Annotated in this window: 24 protein-coding genes and 1 pseudogene; 23 read left to right on the top strand and 2 right to left on the bottom strand. The window is 38.1% G+C overall.

What is annotated here, in order from left to right; translation table 11 throughout:
* The first annotated feature begins 20 nt into the window (after positions 1 to 20).
* The 14 genes from rpmJ (at position 21) to ACUN0F_RS02475 (ending at position 9,385) form a co-directional block, all read left to right on the top strand.
* Positions 21 to 134 carry a 50S ribosomal protein L36 gene (rpmJ, locus tag ACUN0F_RS02540; RefSeq protein WP_000868344.1) on the top strand — a complete coding sequence of 38 codons (114 nt, stop codon included), beginning with the start codon at positions 21 to 23 and terminating at the stop codon, positions 132 to 134.
* Between the two features lie 21 nt (positions 135 to 155).
* Complete coding sequence (gene rpsM, locus ACUN0F_RS02535; protein WP_000090791.1) at positions 156 to 521, top strand: 30S ribosomal protein S13; 366 nt, start codon at positions 156 to 158, stop codon at positions 519 to 521.
* Positions 522 to 545: 24 nt separating this feature from the next.
* Positions 546 to 935, top strand: coding sequence for a 30S ribosomal protein S11 (rpsK, locus tag ACUN0F_RS02530; RefSeq protein ID WP_000101797.1), 390 nt, complete (start codon positions 546 to 548; stop codon positions 933 to 935).
* A 180-nt stretch (positions 936 to 1,115) separates the two neighbouring features.
* Positions 1,116 to 2,060 carry a DNA-directed RNA polymerase subunit alpha gene (locus ACUN0F_RS02525; RefSeq protein WP_000569644.1) on the top strand — a complete coding sequence of 315 codons (945 nt, stop codon included), beginning with the start codon at positions 1,116 to 1,118 and terminating at the stop codon, positions 2,058 to 2,060.
* 35 nt (positions 2,061 to 2,095) lie between these two features.
* Complete coding sequence (gene rplQ / locus ACUN0F_RS02520; protein WP_000331490.1) at positions 2,096 to 2,458, top strand: 50S ribosomal protein L17; 363 nt, start codon at positions 2,096 to 2,098, stop codon at positions 2,456 to 2,458.
* A 103-nt stretch (positions 2,459 to 2,561) separates the two neighbouring features.
* On the top strand, positions 2,562 to 3,404 hold the full coding sequence (locus ACUN0F_RS02515) for an energy-coupling factor ABC transporter ATP-binding protein (protein ID WP_445539101.1): 843 nt from the start codon (positions 2,562 to 2,564) through the stop codon (positions 3,402 to 3,404).
* On the top strand, positions 3,380 to 4,261 hold the full coding sequence (locus ACUN0F_RS02510; RefSeq protein WP_000406512.1) for an energy-coupling factor ABC transporter ATP-binding protein: 882 nt from the start codon (positions 3,380 to 3,382) through the stop codon (positions 4,259 to 4,261). The genes ACUN0F_RS02515 and ACUN0F_RS02510 overlap by 25 nt, the downstream gene beginning before the upstream one ends.
* Entirely contained in the window at positions 4,249 to 5,043 is a 795-nt protein-coding gene (locus ACUN0F_RS02505) for an energy-coupling factor transporter transmembrane component T family protein (protein ID WP_001186519.1), read from the top strand. Before ACUN0F_RS02510 ends, ACUN0F_RS02505 begins: the two co-directional genes overlap by 13 nt.
* Positions 5,044 to 5,057: 14 nt before the next feature.
* The gene (truA, locus tag ACUN0F_RS02500) at positions 5,058 to 5,801 is read left to right on the top strand and encodes a tRNA pseudouridine(38-40) synthase TruA (RefSeq protein ID WP_033662614.1); all 744 of its coding nucleotides are present in this window, start codon (positions 5,058 to 5,060) and stop codon (positions 5,799 to 5,801) included.
* 152 nt (positions 5,802 to 5,953) lie between these two features.
* Positions 5,954 to 6,391: a 50S ribosomal protein L13 gene (gene rplM, locus ACUN0F_RS02495; protein ID WP_001260795.1), complete on the top strand. Its 438-nt coding sequence runs from the start codon at positions 5,954 to 5,956 to the stop codon at positions 6,389 to 6,391.
* A gap of 21 nt (positions 6,392 to 6,412) precedes the next feature.
* Complete coding sequence (rpsI, locus tag ACUN0F_RS02490) at positions 6,413 to 6,805, top strand: 30S ribosomal protein S9 (RefSeq protein WP_000079986.1); 393 nt, start codon at positions 6,413 to 6,415, stop codon at positions 6,803 to 6,805.
* 160 nt (positions 6,806 to 6,965) lie between these two features.
* The gene (locus tag ACUN0F_RS02485; RefSeq protein ID WP_001101006.1) at positions 6,966 to 7,394 is read left to right on the top strand and encodes a YbaK family protein; all 429 of its coding nucleotides are present in this window, start codon (positions 6,966 to 6,968) and stop codon (positions 7,392 to 7,394) included.
* A 66-nt stretch (positions 7,395 to 7,460) separates the two neighbouring features.
* Positions 7,461 to 8,174, top strand: coding sequence for an N-acetylmuramoyl-L-alanine amidase CwlD (gene cwlD, locus ACUN0F_RS02480; RefSeq protein WP_000822446.1), 714 nt, complete (start codon positions 7,461 to 7,463; stop codon positions 8,172 to 8,174).
* Between the two features lie 143 nt (positions 8,175 to 8,317).
* Positions 8,318 to 9,385: an Mrp/NBP35 family ATP-binding protein gene (locus tag ACUN0F_RS02475; protein WP_264463002.1), complete on the top strand. Its 1,068-nt coding sequence runs from the start codon at positions 8,318 to 8,320 to the stop codon at positions 9,383 to 9,385.
* A 56-nt stretch (positions 9,386 to 9,441) separates the two neighbouring features.
* On the opposite strand, the gene gerD is transcribed toward ACUN0F_RS02475, so the two are convergent.
* Positions 9,442 to 10,059, bottom strand: coding sequence for a spore germination protein GerD (gene gerD / locus ACUN0F_RS02470; protein WP_046953858.1), 618 nt, complete (start codon positions 10,057 to 10,059; stop codon positions 9,442 to 9,444).
* 139 nt (positions 10,060 to 10,198) lie between these two features.
* Here gerD and kbaA point away from each other — a divergent pair, with 139 nt between their 5' ends.
* On the top strand, positions 10,199 to 10,810 hold the full coding sequence (kbaA, locus tag ACUN0F_RS02465) for a KinB signaling pathway activation protein KbaA (RefSeq protein WP_046953859.1): 612 nt from the start codon (positions 10,199 to 10,201) through the stop codon (positions 10,808 to 10,810).
* 127 nt (positions 10,811 to 10,937) lie between these two features.
* On the opposite strand, the gene pdaB is transcribed toward kbaA, so the two are convergent.
* Complete coding sequence (pdaB, locus tag ACUN0F_RS02460) at positions 10,938 to 11,702, bottom strand: polysaccharide deacetylase family sporulation protein PdaB (protein ID WP_000464699.1); 765 nt, start codon at positions 11,700 to 11,702, stop codon at positions 10,938 to 10,940.
* A gap of 170 nt (positions 11,703 to 11,872) precedes the next feature.
* Here pdaB and ACUN0F_RS02455 point away from each other — a divergent pair, with 170 nt between their 5' ends.
* The 8 genes and pseudogenes from ACUN0F_RS02455 (at position 11,873) to rpmD (ending at position 14,814) form a co-directional block, all read left to right on the top strand.
* Positions 11,873 to 12,091 carry a hypothetical protein gene (locus ACUN0F_RS02455; RefSeq protein WP_000900297.1) on the top strand — a complete coding sequence of 73 codons (219 nt, stop codon included), beginning with the start codon at positions 11,873 to 11,875 and terminating at the stop codon, positions 12,089 to 12,091.
* Positions 12,092 to 12,196: 105 nt separating this feature from the next.
* Positions 12,197 to 12,483: pseudogene (gene rplE / locus ACUN0F_RS02450) on the top strand (50S ribosomal protein L5); the annotation flags it as partial.
* A 33-nt stretch (positions 12,484 to 12,516) separates the two neighbouring features.
* Positions 12,517 to 12,702, top strand: a complete 186-nt coding sequence (gene rpsN / locus ACUN0F_RS02445) for a 30S ribosomal protein S14 (RefSeq protein WP_001085700.1) — start codon at positions 12,517 to 12,519, stop codon at positions 12,700 to 12,702.
* A 29-nt stretch (positions 12,703 to 12,731) separates the two neighbouring features.
* Positions 12,732 to 13,130, top strand: coding sequence for a 30S ribosomal protein S8 (rpsH, locus tag ACUN0F_RS02440; RefSeq protein ID WP_000245511.1), 399 nt, complete (start codon positions 12,732 to 12,734; stop codon positions 13,128 to 13,130).
* Positions 13,131 to 13,162: 32 nt separating this feature from the next.
* Positions 13,163 to 13,702: a 50S ribosomal protein L6 gene (gene rplF, locus ACUN0F_RS02435; RefSeq protein ID WP_000086550.1), complete on the top strand. Its 540-nt coding sequence runs from the start codon at positions 13,163 to 13,165 to the stop codon at positions 13,700 to 13,702.
* Positions 13,703 to 13,733: 31 nt separating this feature from the next.
* Positions 13,734 to 14,096: a 50S ribosomal protein L18 gene (gene rplR, locus ACUN0F_RS02430; RefSeq protein ID WP_000628818.1), complete on the top strand. Its 363-nt coding sequence runs from the start codon at positions 13,734 to 13,736 to the stop codon at positions 14,094 to 14,096.
* Positions 14,097 to 14,117: 21 nt separating this feature from the next.
* Positions 14,118 to 14,618, top strand: coding sequence for a 30S ribosomal protein S5 (gene rpsE / locus ACUN0F_RS02425; RefSeq protein ID WP_000554646.1), 501 nt, complete (start codon positions 14,118 to 14,120; stop codon positions 14,616 to 14,618).
* A gap of 13 nt (positions 14,619 to 14,631) precedes the next feature.
* Entirely contained in the window at positions 14,632 to 14,814 is a 183-nt protein-coding gene (gene rpmD / locus ACUN0F_RS02420) for a 50S ribosomal protein L30 (RefSeq protein WP_001085232.1), read from the top strand.
* Positions 14,815 to 14,839 lie beyond the last annotated feature (25 nt).

The raw sequence follows: 14,839 nt of genomic DNA, 5'->3' as shown, positions 1-14,839 counted from the left end.
TCTTTAAGGAGGTTCGAGACATGAAAGTAAGACCGTCAGTTAAACCAATCTGCGAAAAATGTAAAGTTATTCGTAGACGTGGAAAAGTAATGGTTATTTGTGAAAACCCTAAACATAAACAAAAACAAGGTTAATCAGAAGGAGGTGCATTCAGAATGGCACGTATCGCAGGTGTAGATATTCCTCGAGACAAACGCGTTGTTATTTCTTTAACTTACGTATTCGGCATTGGTCGCACAACTGCTGAAAAAATTCTAACTGAAGCTGGTATTTCTTCAGAAACACGAGTTCGTGATTTAACGGAAGACGAACTAGGACGTATCCGTGATATCATCGATAGTATTAAAGTTGAGGGAGACCTTCGTCGTGAAGTATCTCTTAACATTAAACGTCTAATGGAGATCGGTTCTTACCGTGGTCTTCGTCACCGTCGTGGTTTACCAGTTCGTGGTCAAAACTCTAAAAACAATGCTCGTACACGTAAAGGTCCACGTCGTACAGTAGCAAATAAAAAGAAATAATAAGTAAAGGAGGTTGAACTAACAATGGCACGTAAAACAAACACTCGTAAAAAACGTGTGAAAAAGAATATTGAAGCTGGTATAGCTCATATTCGTTCTACTTTCAACAACACAATCGTAACACTTACAGATACTCATGGTAACGCACTTTCTTGGTCTAGTGCTGGTGCACTTGGTTTCCGTGGATCTCGTAAGTCTACTCCATTCGCTGCGCAAATGGCTGCTGAAGCTGCTGCTAAAGTTGCAATGGAGCACGGTTTAAAAACTTTAGAGGTTACTGTTAAAGGTCCTGGTGCTGGTCGTGAAGCTGCAATTCGTGCTCTTCAAGCTGCAGGTCTAGAAGTAACAGCAATTAGAGATGTTACTCCAGTTCCTCATAATGGATGTCGTCCACCAAAACGTCGTCGTGTGTAATTTTTCTGTATAGAATTTTCCCTTTTGTCTATAATGGATATGATGCATTATCGAGAAATTTCGTACAGAAACATCGCTTGTTGTGCACAATCGGGAACTGCCTAAGGGGGACTTTCGGTTAGACAGGGGGTATCCCTTTGTTTAACCGGGGTTTCGACGTTTTGAAGGAGGGTTTAGTTAATGATTGAAATCGAAAAGCCGAAAATCGAAACGGTTGAACTTAACGAAGATGCTAAATATGGTAAATTCGTAATTGAACCGCTTGAGCGTGGATATGGTACTACTTTGGGTAACTCCTTACGTCGTATTCTTTTATCCTCACTCCCTGGTGCCGCTGTTACTGCTATCCAAATCGATGGCGTATTGCATGAATTTTCAACAGTTGAGGGCGTAGTAGAAGACGTTACGACGATCATCTTAAACTTGAAAAAGTTAGCTCTTAAAATCTACTCTGAAGAAGAGAAGACGTTGGAAATTGATGTGCAGGGCGAAGGTATTGTCACAGCTGCTGATATTACTCACGATAGTGATGTAGAAATCTTAAATCCAGATTTACACATTGCAACGTTAGCAAAAAATGCGCATTTCCGCATGCGTTTAACTGCAAAGCGTGGCCGTGGGTATACGCCAGCTGATGCAAATAAAAGCGAAGATCAACCAATAGGAGTAATTCCTATTGATTCTATTTATACTCCAGTATCACGTGTGACTTACCAAGTGGAAAAGACACGTGTCGGACAAGTGGCTAATTATGATAAGCTTACGCTTGATGTATGGACGGATGGAAGCATCGGGCCAAAAGAAGCTATCTCTTTAGGTGCCAAAATCTTAACTGAGCATTTAAATATCTTTGTTGGTTTAACTGATGAAGCACAAAATGCTGAGATTATGGTCGAGAAGGAAGAAGATCAAAAAGAGAAAGTTCTTGAGATGACTATCGAAGAACTAGATCTTTCTGTTCGTTCTTATAATTGCCTAAAACGTGCAGGAATTAATACTGTACAAGAGCTTGCGAACAAAACAGAAGAAGATATGATGAAAGTTCGTAACTTAGGACGTAAATCCTTAGAAGAAGTTAAACATAAACTTGAGGAATTAGGTTTAGGTTTACGTAAAGACGACTGAGGATTTAAACCCATCAACAAAGGAGGGAACTACGAATGGCATACAGAAAATTAGGCCGTACAAGTGCGCAACGTAAAGCTATGTTACGTGATTTAGCTACTGATTTAATTATCAACGAGCGCATCCAAACGACAGAAACTCGTGCAAAAGAACTTCGTTCTGTAGTGGAAAAAATGATCACTTTAGGTAAACGCGGAGATCTTCATGCTCGTCGTCAAGCAGCAGCTTTCATTCGCAATGAAGTAGCTAACGCTGAGACTGGTCAAGATGCACTTCAAAAATTATTCGCTGATGTAGCTCCACGCTATGCTGAGCGCCAAGGCGGATACACTCGTATTGCAAAAATTGGTCCACGTCGCGGAGACGCAGCACCAATGGTAATTATCGAGTTAGTATAATGATAATTAAAAGGGCAGGACAGTTCTTTTCAAGAAACTGGTCATGGCCCTTTTTTTTAAATATAAAAATAGGCTAACTTGGCGAAGGAAAGGGTGCCTTGTATTGAAAAAAGAGAAACTTCGGACAGAGAATATATCATTTCAATATCCTGGGGCAGCCACTTATGCATTAAAAGATGTTTCATTTTCCTTGTATGAGGGAGAATGGGTATCTGTTATTGGACAAAACGGTTCAGGGAAGTCTACACTTGCAAAATTATTGAATGGTTTGTTTTTGCCAGAAGCAGGGACTATTACAGTAAATGATACAATGGTTTTATCAGAGGAAACGGTATGGGATGTTCGAAAACAAATTGGGATGGTATTTCAAAATCCAGATAATCAATTTGTTGGAACGACAGTGCAAGACGACGTTGTTTTTGGCTTAGAGAATATCGGAATGCCAAGAGAGAAAATGGTAGAAAGATTAGATCAGGCCCTCAAACTTGTCCGTATGGAAGATTTTCTTAATGATGAACCTCATTCGTTATCTGGTGGGCAAAAGCAGCGAGTGGCAATAGCAGGCGTTTTAGCACTTCAGCCATCTATTTTGATATTAGATGAAGCAACGTCAATGCTAGATCCTCAAGGGAGACGTGAAGTAGTAGAAACGGTTAGACAACTTGTTAATCAAAAAGGTATTACAGTGTTATCAATTACGCACGATTTAGAAGAAGCGGCGCAATCAGACCGTGTCATTATTTTAAATAAGGGAGAAATATTAGAGGAAGGGACTCCAAAGCAAATATTCAAGTCCTCTCATATGCTCCAAGAAATTGGATTAGATGTACCATTTTCAGTGAAAATAGCAGAATTATTAAAAAGAAATGAAATTCTCTTGCAAAATACGCATCTTACAATGGAAAGCTTGGTGAACGGACTTTGGAGATTACATTCCAAAAAGTAGAACATCGTTATCAATATAAAACTCCATTTGAAAGACGCGCACTTTATGATGTAGACGTGTCGTTTCCAAGTGGGGGCTATTATGCCATTATCGGTCATACTGGTTCAGGTAAGTCGACGATGATTCAACATTTAAATGGTTTATTGCAGCCGACGAATGGCACAGTTCAAATTGGTGAACATTTCATTTCGGCAGGAAAGAAAGAAAAAAAGCTAAAGCCACTACGTAAAAAGGTAGGGGTTGTCTTTCAATTCCCAGAACATCAGTTGTTTGAAGAGACTGTGGAGAAGGATATTTGTTTCGGCCCTACTAATTTTGGGATATCTGTAGAAGAAGCGAAGCAAAAGGCAAGAGAGGCAATTGAACTTGTAGGGTTAGAGCCAGAACTGTTAACACGTTCACCGTTTGAGTTAAGTGGTGGGCAAATGAGGCGTGTTGCGATAGCGGGTGTATTGGCGATGGAACCCGAAGTGCTTGTATTAGATGAACCTACAGCAGGACTAGATCCAAAAGGGCAGAATGAACTTATGGAGATGTTTTATAAGCTGCATAAGGAAAAAGGTCTTACAGTTATCCTAGTAACACATAATATGGAGGATGCTGCTAAGTATGCGGAGCAGATTGTAGTCATGCATAAAGGAACGGTCTTTTTGCAAGGAAGTGCAGAGGAAGTATTTTCACATGCTGATGAACTAGAGAAAATTGGCGTGGATCTTCCTATGTCTTTAAAGTATAAACGTGCAATTGAAGAGAAGTTTGGCATTTCAATCCCAAAGGCTACCTTATCTTTAGAGGATCTTACTCATGAAGTTGTGCAGGTGTTACGAAAAGGTGGTCATGAATCATGCAGCAGTTGATTATTGGAAGATATATTCCAGGGAAGTCTCTTATTCATCAACTTGATCCACGTACGAAGCTGCTGATTGTCTTTTTATATGTATTTGTTGTTTTCTTAGCAAATAATGCGATTTCATATGGATTTTTATTTTTATATGCACTCATTGCTTTATTTTTTGCAAAAGTGCCGATTCGTTATGTACTTTCGGGCTTAAAACCAATTCTATGGATTTTTCTTTTTACATTTTTCCTGCATATTTTTACAAATAAAGAAGGGGAAGTACTATTCCAGCTTGGTTGGTTTTCGATACATGAAAAAGGATTAGAGCAAGGGATATACATTTCTATACGATTCTTCGTTATTATTTTAATGACGACATTATTAACGTTAACGACGACACCTATTGAGATTACAGATGGTTTGGAGACGTTATTAAAGCCGTTGAAACGTATAAAAGTTCCTGTTCATGAAATCGCATTAATGATGTCAATTTCTCTTCGTTTTATTCCAACATTAATGGATGAAACAAGTAAAATAATGAAGGCACAAGCTTCACGTGGTATTGATTTCGCAGGAGGACCGATAAAAGATAGGATAAAAGCTATTATCTCACTACTCGTTCCTCTATTTATCAGTGCTTTTAAGCGTGCTGAGGACTTAGCAATTGCTATGGAAGCACGTGGGTATCAAAATGGCGAAGGACGTACTAAATTTAGGCAACTACGCTGGAAAACAAGCGATACAGTAACGATTATAAGCTTACTTTGTTTAGCTTGTATTTTGGCATGGGTGCGATCGTAATGGAGAATAGAGAAATGGATAGAATAAAATGTACGGTTGCATATGATGGCATGCATTTTTGTGGTTATCAAATTCAGCCGCAGCATCGTACTGTTCAACAAGAGATTGAGAAAGCTTTGCAGAAATTGCATAAAGGAGAACTTGTTCGTGTTCAGGCATCGGGCAGAACGGATTCTACTGTTCACGCTAAAGGACAAGTCATACACTTTGATACACCGTTGTCTCTTGAAGAGTGGCAATGGAGTAATGCATTAAACACAATGTTGCCAGATGATATTGTTATCAAACAGGTAGAGAAAAAAACAGAAGAATTTCATGCGCGTTACGGTGTCGAGAGAAAAGAATATCGTTATCGTGTATTATTATCAAAGACTGCGGATGTATTCCGTAGAAATTACGTATATCAATATCCATATCCGCTCGAAATAAGCTCTATAAGAAAAGCGATTCCTTATTTTATTGGAACGCATGATTTCACTTCTTTTTGTTCGGCAAAAACTGACAAAAAAGATAAAGTGCGAACGATTTATGAAATTGAGTTAATTGAGCAAGGCGATGAATTAATTTTTCGTTTTGTAGGTAATGGATTTTTATATAATATGGTCAGAATTATTGTTGGTACGTTACTTAGCGTAGGGCAAGGAAAGCTTGATCCTGATAGCATTCCAGAGATTTTAGCGAAACAAAATCGTCAGTTTGCGGGAAAGATGGCTCCAGGTCATGGACTTTACTTATGGCAGGTAAACTATAACAACTAATCCTGGTGTAACATTTGCTTGACATTAGAAACTCAAAAGTATATCATAACATATGGTATTGTTTCTAAAACCACGATTAGCCCCGGAAGGAAATCGTGTTTAAGATAAACAATAGATTTTTTCTATGGAAAAGATAACGAGGAGGGAAACACATGCGTACGACTTTTATGGCAAAAGCTAACGAAGTTGAGCGTAAATGGTATGTGGTTGATGCTGAAGGTCAAACTTTAGGTCGCCTATCTACTGAAGTAGCATCTATTTTACGCGGTAAAAACAAACCTACATTTACACCACACGTTGACACGGGTGATCATGTAATTATTATTAACGCTGAAAAAATTCATTTAACAGGTAATAAATTAAACGATAAAATTTACTACCGTCACACTAACCACCCAGGTGGACTTAAACAAAGAACAGCTCTAGAAATGCGTACAAACTACCCTGTACAAATGTTAGAGCTTGCAATTAAAGGGATGCTTCCAAAAGGACGTTTAGGACGTCAAGTATCTAAGAAATTAAACGTGTATGCTGGAGCAGAGCATCCACACCAAGCACAAAAACCAGAAGTTTACGAACTTCGCGGATAATCAATTAAAGGAGGGCTTACTTTGGCACAGGTTCAATACTATGGCACTGGACGTCGTAAGAGTTCAGTAGCGCGCGTACGCCTAGTTCCAGGCGAAGGACGCGTTATCATTAACGGTCGTGATTTTGAAAACTATATCCCATTTGCTGCATTACGTGAAGTAGTGAAACAACCTCTAGTTGCAACAGAAACTTTAGGTAACTACGATGTACTTGTAAACGTAAATGGTGGTGGATACACTGGTCAAGCTGGTGCTATTCGTCACGGTATTTCTCGCGCTTTATTAAAAGCTGATCCAGAATACCGTCTAACACTAAAACGTGCAGGTCTATTAACTCGTGACGCACGTATGAAAGAGCGTAAAAAATACGGTCTTAAAGGCGCACGTCGTGCACCTCAGTTCTCAAAACGTTAATTTTTGCGAACTACAAACCCCAACCATTTTGGTTGGGGTTTTTATGTTTCATTCCTCTTTTGTAATTTTTGTAGTTTGGAATATTTTAGTGCTATTCTCTCGCGTATGCTTCTTCTTTAGAAGTTTAGACTAATACGTATTAGGGAGGTTTATAAGTACTATGAATGTCATTGTCAGCTTACAAGAAAAACAAAAAGAAAAGCAGTTGAAATATGAACGGAAGATGCTGCGAGAATTATCATTAAAAACATTACGTTCAAATATTAGGGATGCCTTTCAGATGCAGGAACTTCATCGTCAGTATGAAGATTACTGTATTGAATTAGGGATAGAATCGTATTTATTAGGAGCGAGATACAGTAAGTTTGGTTATTATGGTGAATCATTCTTTGATGTAAAATATAGAGCCTTAGAAGAAGAGCAACAATTAACGGAAACACTATTTCAATTTTTAACGAGCATGACTATGCGGGAAATTAAGTTACAAGATGAGGAATTACTTTTTGAATCTTGCCAGCAGTTTATCGGCTTATGGTGGCAGGAAGGATATGAAAAAGGTGAAAGAAGATATCGATTAAAGCTTCATTAAGACAAGCATAAACTTTCCTCTTGTCCCATATAAGTAATTAGAGGGACTAGCTGGAGGAGGAAAGGTATGAAGAGAATTCGAATTATCTCTTTTGCACTCGCTGCGGTTGTTTTGTTTTTTTTAGTTAAACAAGAATTTCAAATTACAAAATCGTGGCGAGCTTGGAATTTACCCTTATCGGGGAAAGTGATTGTATTGGATGCTGGGCATGGTGGGCCAGACGGAGGGGCTGTTGGTGGAAAAGATATTATAGAAAAAGATATTACGCTTGAGATTACAAAGAAGGTACAAGATTACTTACAAGAACAAGGTGCACTAGTTATTTTAACACGTGAGGGAGATTATGATTTAGCTCAGAAAGATACAAAATCATATAGTAGACGTAAAGCAGAGGATTTAAAAAAGCGTGTAGAGATTATTAATAAGCCTGATGTAGACTTTTTTGCGAGTATTCATTTAAATGCTTTAACTAGCAGTGGATCGAAAGGCGCACAAACGTTCTACTACCGTTCTTCGGTTGAAAATGAACGTGCTGCGAAATTTATACAAGCTGAATTGAGAACGAGTTTAGAGAATACGAATCGTTCTGCTAAAACAATTTCTCATGTGTATTTATTAAAGTATGCGAAAACACCAGGTGCTTTAATTGAAGCTGGCTTTTTATCGAATGTAAACGAAAGGTATATGTTAAATTCGGAGAAATATCAGCAAAAGGTAGCGGCTGCAGTATATCGTGGTATATTACGTTATTTCACGGAAAAAGGGAATCCTCCAGAATAAGGAGGATTTTTTGAGTTTCTCTCGTTAACGAAGTTTTCCGAAAATATGTTATACTGGAAATGTAAACGCATTTATTTCAAAAATAAAGAGAGATACATTTAATTAACATTACGTTATTTTTCATACAGGGGGCTGGGCTAACTATGGTAACGAAAGAGCAAGTAGTGGAAGCGTTAGAAGGGATTGTAGATCCGTTTTTACATAAAACGTTAAAAGAAACAGGTGCAATTAAAGAGGTAACAGTTAAGCCTGAGAAGGAACATGTAAGTGTTAAAATTGCAATTGTAAAAACCGGTACAGCGGAACAAATGCAATTGCAATCTGGAATTGTAAAGTTAGTAAAAGAACTAGGGGCAGCAACAGTAGGGCTTCGCTTTGCAGAATTTACAGAAGAGGAATTAGCTCAGTTTGCACCGGAACAGGAAGAAGAGCAAACTGAATCTTTATTGTCACCAAATTCAAAAACAATATTTTTAGCAGTGGCGAGTGGAAAAGGTGGAGTCGGAAAATCAACAGTTTCTGTTAACCTTGCCATTGCTTTAGCTCGTTTAGGTAAAAAGGTTGGTATCATTGATGCTGATATTTATGGTTTTAGCGTACCGGATATGATGGGGATAGAAAAACGTCCTGTTGTAAGAGGGGATAGAATCATTCCAGTGGAGCGTCTAGGTGTAAAGGTAATTTCAATGGGATTCTTTGTAGAAGATAATGCACCGGTTATTTGGAGAGGCCCTATGCTTGGGAAAATGTTAAATCACTTCTTTACAGAAGTAGAGTGGGGCGATTTAGACTATTTAGTTTTAGATTTACCACCGGGTACAGGTGATGTTGCGCTAGACTTACATTCAATGTTGCCAGCTTGTAAAGAGATTATTGTAACAACGCCACATCCAACAGCGGCATTTGTGGCAGCGCGTGCTGGAGCCATGGCTTTACGTACAGAACATAGTATTCTTGGTGTTGTTGAAAATATGGCGTATTTTGAAAGTAAAACAACTGGTGAAAAAGAATATGTGTTTGGAAGAGGTGGAGGAGATAAATTAGCTACAGAACTTCAAACAGAAGTACTTGGCCGAATCCCGCTTCAACAACCTGATTGGAATAAAGATGACTTTGCGCCTTCAGTATATGAAGATACACATACGACGGGTCTTATTTATCGTACGATAGCTGAGACAGTAATTGATAAAATAGCTGTCGCGCAAAAATAAAATAATAATGAGTGGACGATACATATATTGTCCACTCATTATTATAATTATTATTTTTACTGTTGCTCCTTTTTACCGTCTTGGGAACCACCTTCACCGCCTGCTTCTTTTTTATCAGATCCACTTTTTTCGGCCTTTTGTACACCTTTACTAATAATATCAATCATCTTAGCTTGGAAGAGTGGGCTTTCGGCAGTTTCGGTTAGTACTTGTTGTAAATATTGGCGGTATTCTTTGCTCTTCATTGTTTGTAACATCATTTTTTCTACTTCAGGGTTTTTCATAATTTCTATAACGCCTGCTTGGTATTCAGGGTCTTTTAGTAATGTTTTCATTAAGGTTGTTTGTTCTTTTCCCATACTTTTAGCGAATTTCGATGAGAACTCAGGGTCTTTAAAGAGCTTTTCCCAGAATTGTTGCCCTTTGTCGGATACCATTGCATCTTCAATCGTTTTCTTTACTACTGTTTCATCTAGTATGAGTGCTTGTTTCATTTTTTCATCAGTTAACACATCTTGAATGGCTTTCTTACCTTGATCGGTTTTTAAAATATCAACAATCATTTTCTTCGTTTGATCGTAATCAAGTTCGGACTTTGCTTCTTTTCCTTGTGCACATGCTACAAGTACAAGAAATAGAAAAGAAGAAGTCAAAATGAGCAGCATCCGTTTCATAAGTTGGAACTCCTTTCAACACAGTTCTCTCTTTTTAATATAAATATCTTTAAGGAATTTATACATGAACATGGCTAGCTTTTTGAAATTGTCATTGATACAATTTAATTAGAAATATAAGGATAATGGGGGATGTGTTGTGAATAGCCGCAAGTGGGTACGACTGTTTTTTACGACGTTGTTTCTTGGTGGGATTAGCACGGTCATTATTGGATTTGTTTTGGAGTGGGACAAGTACGTTAAATTTTTTCAAGATTTCGACGGAAAGGAGATTTTAGCAGTTTCCTTCTGGTTGATGGGTGTAGGATTTATTTTTAGTGTTATAAGTCAAATGGGGTTCTTTGCCTATTTAACAATCCATCGTTTTGGACTGGGGATGTTTAGGTCACCTTCTTTATGGAATGCAGTCCAGCTCTTCTTTATTGCATTCGTTTTATTTGATTTCGTGTATTTAAGATCCATATTGATTGCAAATGGGGAAGTTTCGTTAGGGAATAACATACTTGTTGCAGGTGTATTATTTATGTTTGGGGCGATTGTTGCTTACATAAAAAGTAAAGAAACGAATAGAAAGGCATTTGTGCCCGCTTTGTTCTTTATGGTTGTTGTAACAATTCTTGAGTGGGTGCCAGCGCTTCGTATTAATGACACAGATTGGTTGTATTTAATGGTGATACCACTTTTATTATGTAATGCATATCAGTTACTTATATTACATCGTTTAATTGGAAAGGCGAGTAAGTCGGCTTAAGTAAGAGAGATTTTTGAGTTTTTATGCAGGGTGGTTGTACGAATATAAGTATCGGGATGAAAAAAGCTCTACTACCTTAATGATAGGTAGTAGAGCTTTTTATGTGTAAAGGCACGAGGGAAAAGAATTACCTTACATCTTTACTTTTTGTACTTGTGTTAGAAATAAGTTGTGATACCGATATTTGCTCATATCCGTCACTCTTTAATTTTTGCAGAAGCAGTGGTAAAGCTTTATTTGTTTGAAGGGCAGAATCGGATGCATGTAATAAGACGATATCTCCACCTTTTAAATTAGTAGAGACATTGGAAACGATATTGTTTACACCTGGGTTTTTCCAGTCGTTTGAGTTATTACTCCAATGGACGATGGTGTATCCGAGTGATTCTGCTATTTTAAGTGTTGCTTTGTTAAAGTCTCCACTAGGTGGACGTAATAGTTTGACTTGTTTCACACCAAGTTTTGTAAAAACATCTTGTGCTCGTAAAAGATCTCTTCGTATTTCATTTGCCTCTAGAGAAGTGTAGGACGTGTAATTATAGCCCATACTACCGATTTCATGTCCATCTTTTATGATGCGTTCAACAACATCAGGGTGTCTTTCTGCCCATGCAGCAGAAACGAAGAAAGTTGCATTCTTAATGTCTCTTTCTTTAAGTGTATCAAGGATTGGAATTGCTTTTTTGTCTCCCCAACTAATATCAAACGTGAATGCAACTTGTTTTTTAGAGGTGTCTCCTTTGTAAATAACTTTAGGTCCTGTCGCAGTTGAAAAAGCAGATTCATGTGAATATGTTTTCAAAAAGAGAAGCCATGCTGTAAATAAGGAAAGTATCACTATTAAGCTAATGTGTTTAAAAGCTCGTTTACTCGTAATAAAAAAGAAAAACATAATATTACGCCCCTTTGTCCAATCCTTTTCAGTTACATATATGCTTTAAATATTAAAAAGAGAACAAAGGATTAATATCGTAAGCAGTGGATATAATGAATGATAGGATTTTGATAAGTGAAAATGAGCGTAACGTTTATTGCTTTGTAAGAAATGATTGAGGTGATGATTTGCTTGGGTTTATGTTAACAAAAGAAGAGAAAAAAGAAATGGAATACATATTGAAGAGAGAGTTAGAAGAACTGTTATTTGATTTTGAAGATGAACGTATTCATGACGTTGTAAAAAAGGCGATGGAAGAAAGATATAAAATCATTTTTTGTTTGTTTCGAAGAGTCGCTAATGCAGAAGAGTGTATGCGTTATGTAAGGAAAAGAATTTTTTATTAAAAAGTGTTGACGTTAATGGTTATTATATGATAAATTAATAACCGTCGCGTTATGGTTTTAGATCCGAAAACAGGTGAACCTACTGGCGTAGGCTTCAAGTGCTTTAGTGCAGTAGAAGAATTAACACAAATCGCAGGTCAAAAACCTGTTGTAACTCGTGCTAAAAAATCATTGGTTTCCGATGCCAATCGGTGCGTGGGAAAATGTATGAGTTCTTCGACAAATTAGTATCAGTTTCTTTAGGTGTTAAAGAGCAACTTATCTTCCCTGAGATTGATTATGATAAAGTAAGCAAAGTCCGCGGTATGGACATCGTAATCGTTACTACAGCGAAAACTGATGAAGAAGCTCGTGAACTTTTAACACAATTCGGTATGCCATTCCAAAAATAATGGAAACCAACGCTAAGTAGAGGAGGCGAAAACGTGGCTAAAAAATCTATGATAGCGAAACAAAAGCGTACTCCTAAGTTTAAAGTACAAGAGTATACACGTTGCGAACGCTGCGGTCGTCCGCATTCTGTATACCGCAAATTTAAGCTTTGCCGTATTTGTTTCCGTGAACTTGCATATAAAGGTCAAATTCCTGGTGTTAAAAAAGCTAGTTGGTAAAACCCACAAATGGGAAGGAGGTAAAACACATGGTGATGACAGATCCAATTGCAGACATGCTTACTCGCATCCGTAATGCGAACATGGTACGTCATGAGAAATTAGAGGTTCCTGCTTCTAAAATCAAAAAAGAGATCGCTGAACTTTTAAAACGTGAAGGTTTCATTCGTGATGTAGAATACATCGAGGATAACAAACAAGGTATCCTTCGTATTTTCCTGAAATATGGTGCAAACAATGAACGTGTAATCACTGGATTAAAACGTATCAGTAAACCTGGCTTACGCGTTTACGCTAAAGCTGATGAAGTACCACGTGTACTTAACGGATTAGGTATCGCTCTTGTTTCTACATCTAAGGGAGTAATGACAGACAAAGACGCTCGTCAATTACAAACTGGTGGAGAAGTAGTAGCATACGTTTGGTAATATATATTTAAAACGAACGGAGGTGTGACCACATGTCTCGTATTGGTAAAAAGATTCTTGAAATCCCTGCAGGTGTTACTATTACAATTGCAGAAGACAATACTGTAGCAGTAAAAGGCCCTAAAGGTGAATTAACTCGTAAATTCAATGCTGATATGTCTATCAAAATTGAAGAAAATACACTAACAGTTGAGCGTCCATCTGAACAGAAGGAACACCGTGCATTACACGGTACAACTCGTGCTTTAATCGGAAATATGGTTGAAGGTGTAACTACAGGTTTCGCACGCGGACTTGAATTAGTCGGTGTTGGTTACCGTGCTCAAAAACAAGGAGATAAACTTGTATTAAGCGTAGGTTATTCTCATCCAGTAGAAATGACTCCGGAAGCAGGTCTTGAAGTTGAAGTACCTGTACCAACTAAAATCGTAATCAAAGGTATCGACAAGCAACGTGTTGGCGAATTTGCTGCTAACATCCGTGCTGTACGTGCTCCTGAGCCTTATAAAGGTAAAGGTATTCGTTACGAAGGCGAAGTTGTTCGTCGTAAAGAAGGTAAAACTGCTAAGTAAACCCGTTAGGTGAGAGAAAGGAGTGACAAGAATGATCACTAAAGCTGATAAAAATGCGACTCGTAAGAAAAGACATGCACGTGTACGTGCTAAACTTACTGGTACTGCAGAACGTCCACGTTTAAACGTGTTCCGTTCTAACCAACATATTTACGCTCAAGTTATTGATGATGTAAATGGTGTAACGTTAGTAAGTGCATCTACTCTTGATAAAGACCTTGCTCTTAACGGTACTAGCAATACTGAAGCTGCTACGAAAGTAGGAGAATCAGTTGCTAAGCGTGCTGTAGAGAAAGGCGTTAAAGAAGTAGTATTCGATCGCGGTGGTTACTTATACCATGGCCGTGTTAAAGCTCTAGCTGAGGCTGCTCGTGAGGCTGGATTACAATTTTAATGGTCAAAGGAGGGAAAATTGATGCATCGCATTGACCCAAGTAAATTAGAACTTGAAGAACGTGTAGTTACGATAAATCGTGTCGCGAAAGTTGTTAAGGGTGGTCGTCGTTTCCGCTTTGCTGCACTAGTTGTAGTTGGCGATAAAAACGGTCATGTTGGATTCGGTACTGGTAAAGCACAAGAGGTACCAGACGCAATCCGCAAAGCTATCGAAGACGCTAAGAAAAACTTAATCGCTGTACCATTAGTTGGTACAACAATTCCACACACAATCAACGGTCATTTTGGAGCTGGTGAAGTATTCTTAAAACCTGCTGCTGAAGGTACTGGTGTTATTGCTGGTGGACCTGTTCGTGCGGTACTTGAATTAGCTGGTGTACAAGATATTCTTTCGAAATCTCTTGGTTCTAACACACCAATCAACATGATTCGCGCTACTGTGAACGGATTAAGCGAACTTAAGCGCGCTGAAGATGTTGCAAAATTACGCGGTAAATCTGTAGAAGAGCTACTAGGTTAAGGAGGGAAAACAAATGGCGAAAAAGTTAGAAATTACCCTCACTCGTAGTGTAATTGGTCGTCCACAAGATCAACGTGCGACGGTAGAAGCTTTAGGTCTTAAAAAGTTGAATTCAACTGTAGTTAAGGAAGAAACTCCTGCTATTCTTGGTATGATCAACAAAGTTTCTCACCTTATAACTGTAACAGAAGCTTAAGGATAACTCATTAATATAAGGAGGT

Source organism: Bacillus sp. 1A, assembly GCF_052682215.1.
This window is presented reverse-complemented; position numbering and strand designations above follow the sequence as displayed.

Coding starts and splice junctions, on each gene's coding strand:
- rpmJ (WP_000868344.1), top strand. CDS start 21: ATGAAAGTAAGACCGTCAGTTAAACCAATCTGCGAAAAATGTAAAGTT.
- rpsM (WP_000090791.1), top strand. CDS start 156: ATGGCACGTATCGCAGGTGTAGATATTCCTCGAGACAAACGCGTTGTT.
- rpsK (WP_000101797.1), top strand. CDS start 546: ATGGCACGTAAAACAAACACTCGTAAAAAACGTGTGAAAAAGAATATT.
- ACUN0F_RS02525 (WP_000569644.1), top strand. CDS start 1,116: ATGATTGAAATCGAAAAGCCGAAAATCGAAACGGTTGAACTTAACGAA.
- rplQ (WP_000331490.1), top strand. CDS start 2,096: ATGGCATACAGAAAATTAGGCCGTACAAGTGCGCAACGTAAAGCTATG.
- ACUN0F_RS02505 (WP_001186519.1), top strand. CDS start 4,249: ATGCAGCAGTTGATTATTGGAAGATATATTCCAGGGAAGTCTCTTATT.
- truA (WP_033662614.1), top strand. CDS start 5,058: ATGGATAGAATAAAATGTACGGTTGCATATGATGGCATGCATTTTTGT.
- rplM (WP_001260795.1), top strand. CDS start 5,954: ATGCGTACGACTTTTATGGCAAAAGCTAACGAAGTTGAGCGTAAATGG.
- ACUN0F_RS02485 (WP_001101006.1), top strand. CDS start 6,966: ATGAATGTCATTGTCAGCTTACAAGAAAAACAAAAAGAAAAGCAGTTG.
- cwlD (WP_000822446.1), top strand. CDS start 7,461: ATGAAGAGAATTCGAATTATCTCTTTTGCACTCGCTGCGGTTGTTTTG.
- ACUN0F_RS02475 (WP_264463002.1), top strand. CDS start 8,318: ATGGTAACGAAAGAGCAAGTAGTGGAAGCGTTAGAAGGGATTGTAGAT.
- gerD (WP_046953858.1), bottom strand. CDS start 10,059: ATGAAACGGATGCTGCTCATTTTGACTTCTTCTTTTCTATTTCTTGTA.
- pdaB (WP_000464699.1), bottom strand. CDS start 11,702: ATGTTTTTCTTTTTTATTACGAGTAAACGAGCTTTTAAACACATTAGC.
- rpsH (WP_000245511.1), top strand. CDS start 12,732: ATGGTGATGACAGATCCAATTGCAGACATGCTTACTCGCATCCGTAAT.
- rplF (WP_000086550.1), top strand. CDS start 13,163: ATGTCTCGTATTGGTAAAAAGATTCTTGAAATCCCTGCAGGTGTTACT.
- rplR (WP_000628818.1), top strand. CDS start 13,734: ATGATCACTAAAGCTGATAAAAATGCGACTCGTAAGAAAAGACATGCA.
- rpsE (WP_000554646.1), top strand. CDS start 14,118: ATGCATCGCATTGACCCAAGTAAATTAGAACTTGAAGAACGTGTAGTT.
- rpmD (WP_001085232.1), top strand. CDS start 14,632: ATGGCGAAAAAGTTAGAAATTACCCTCACTCGTAGTGTAATTGGTCGT.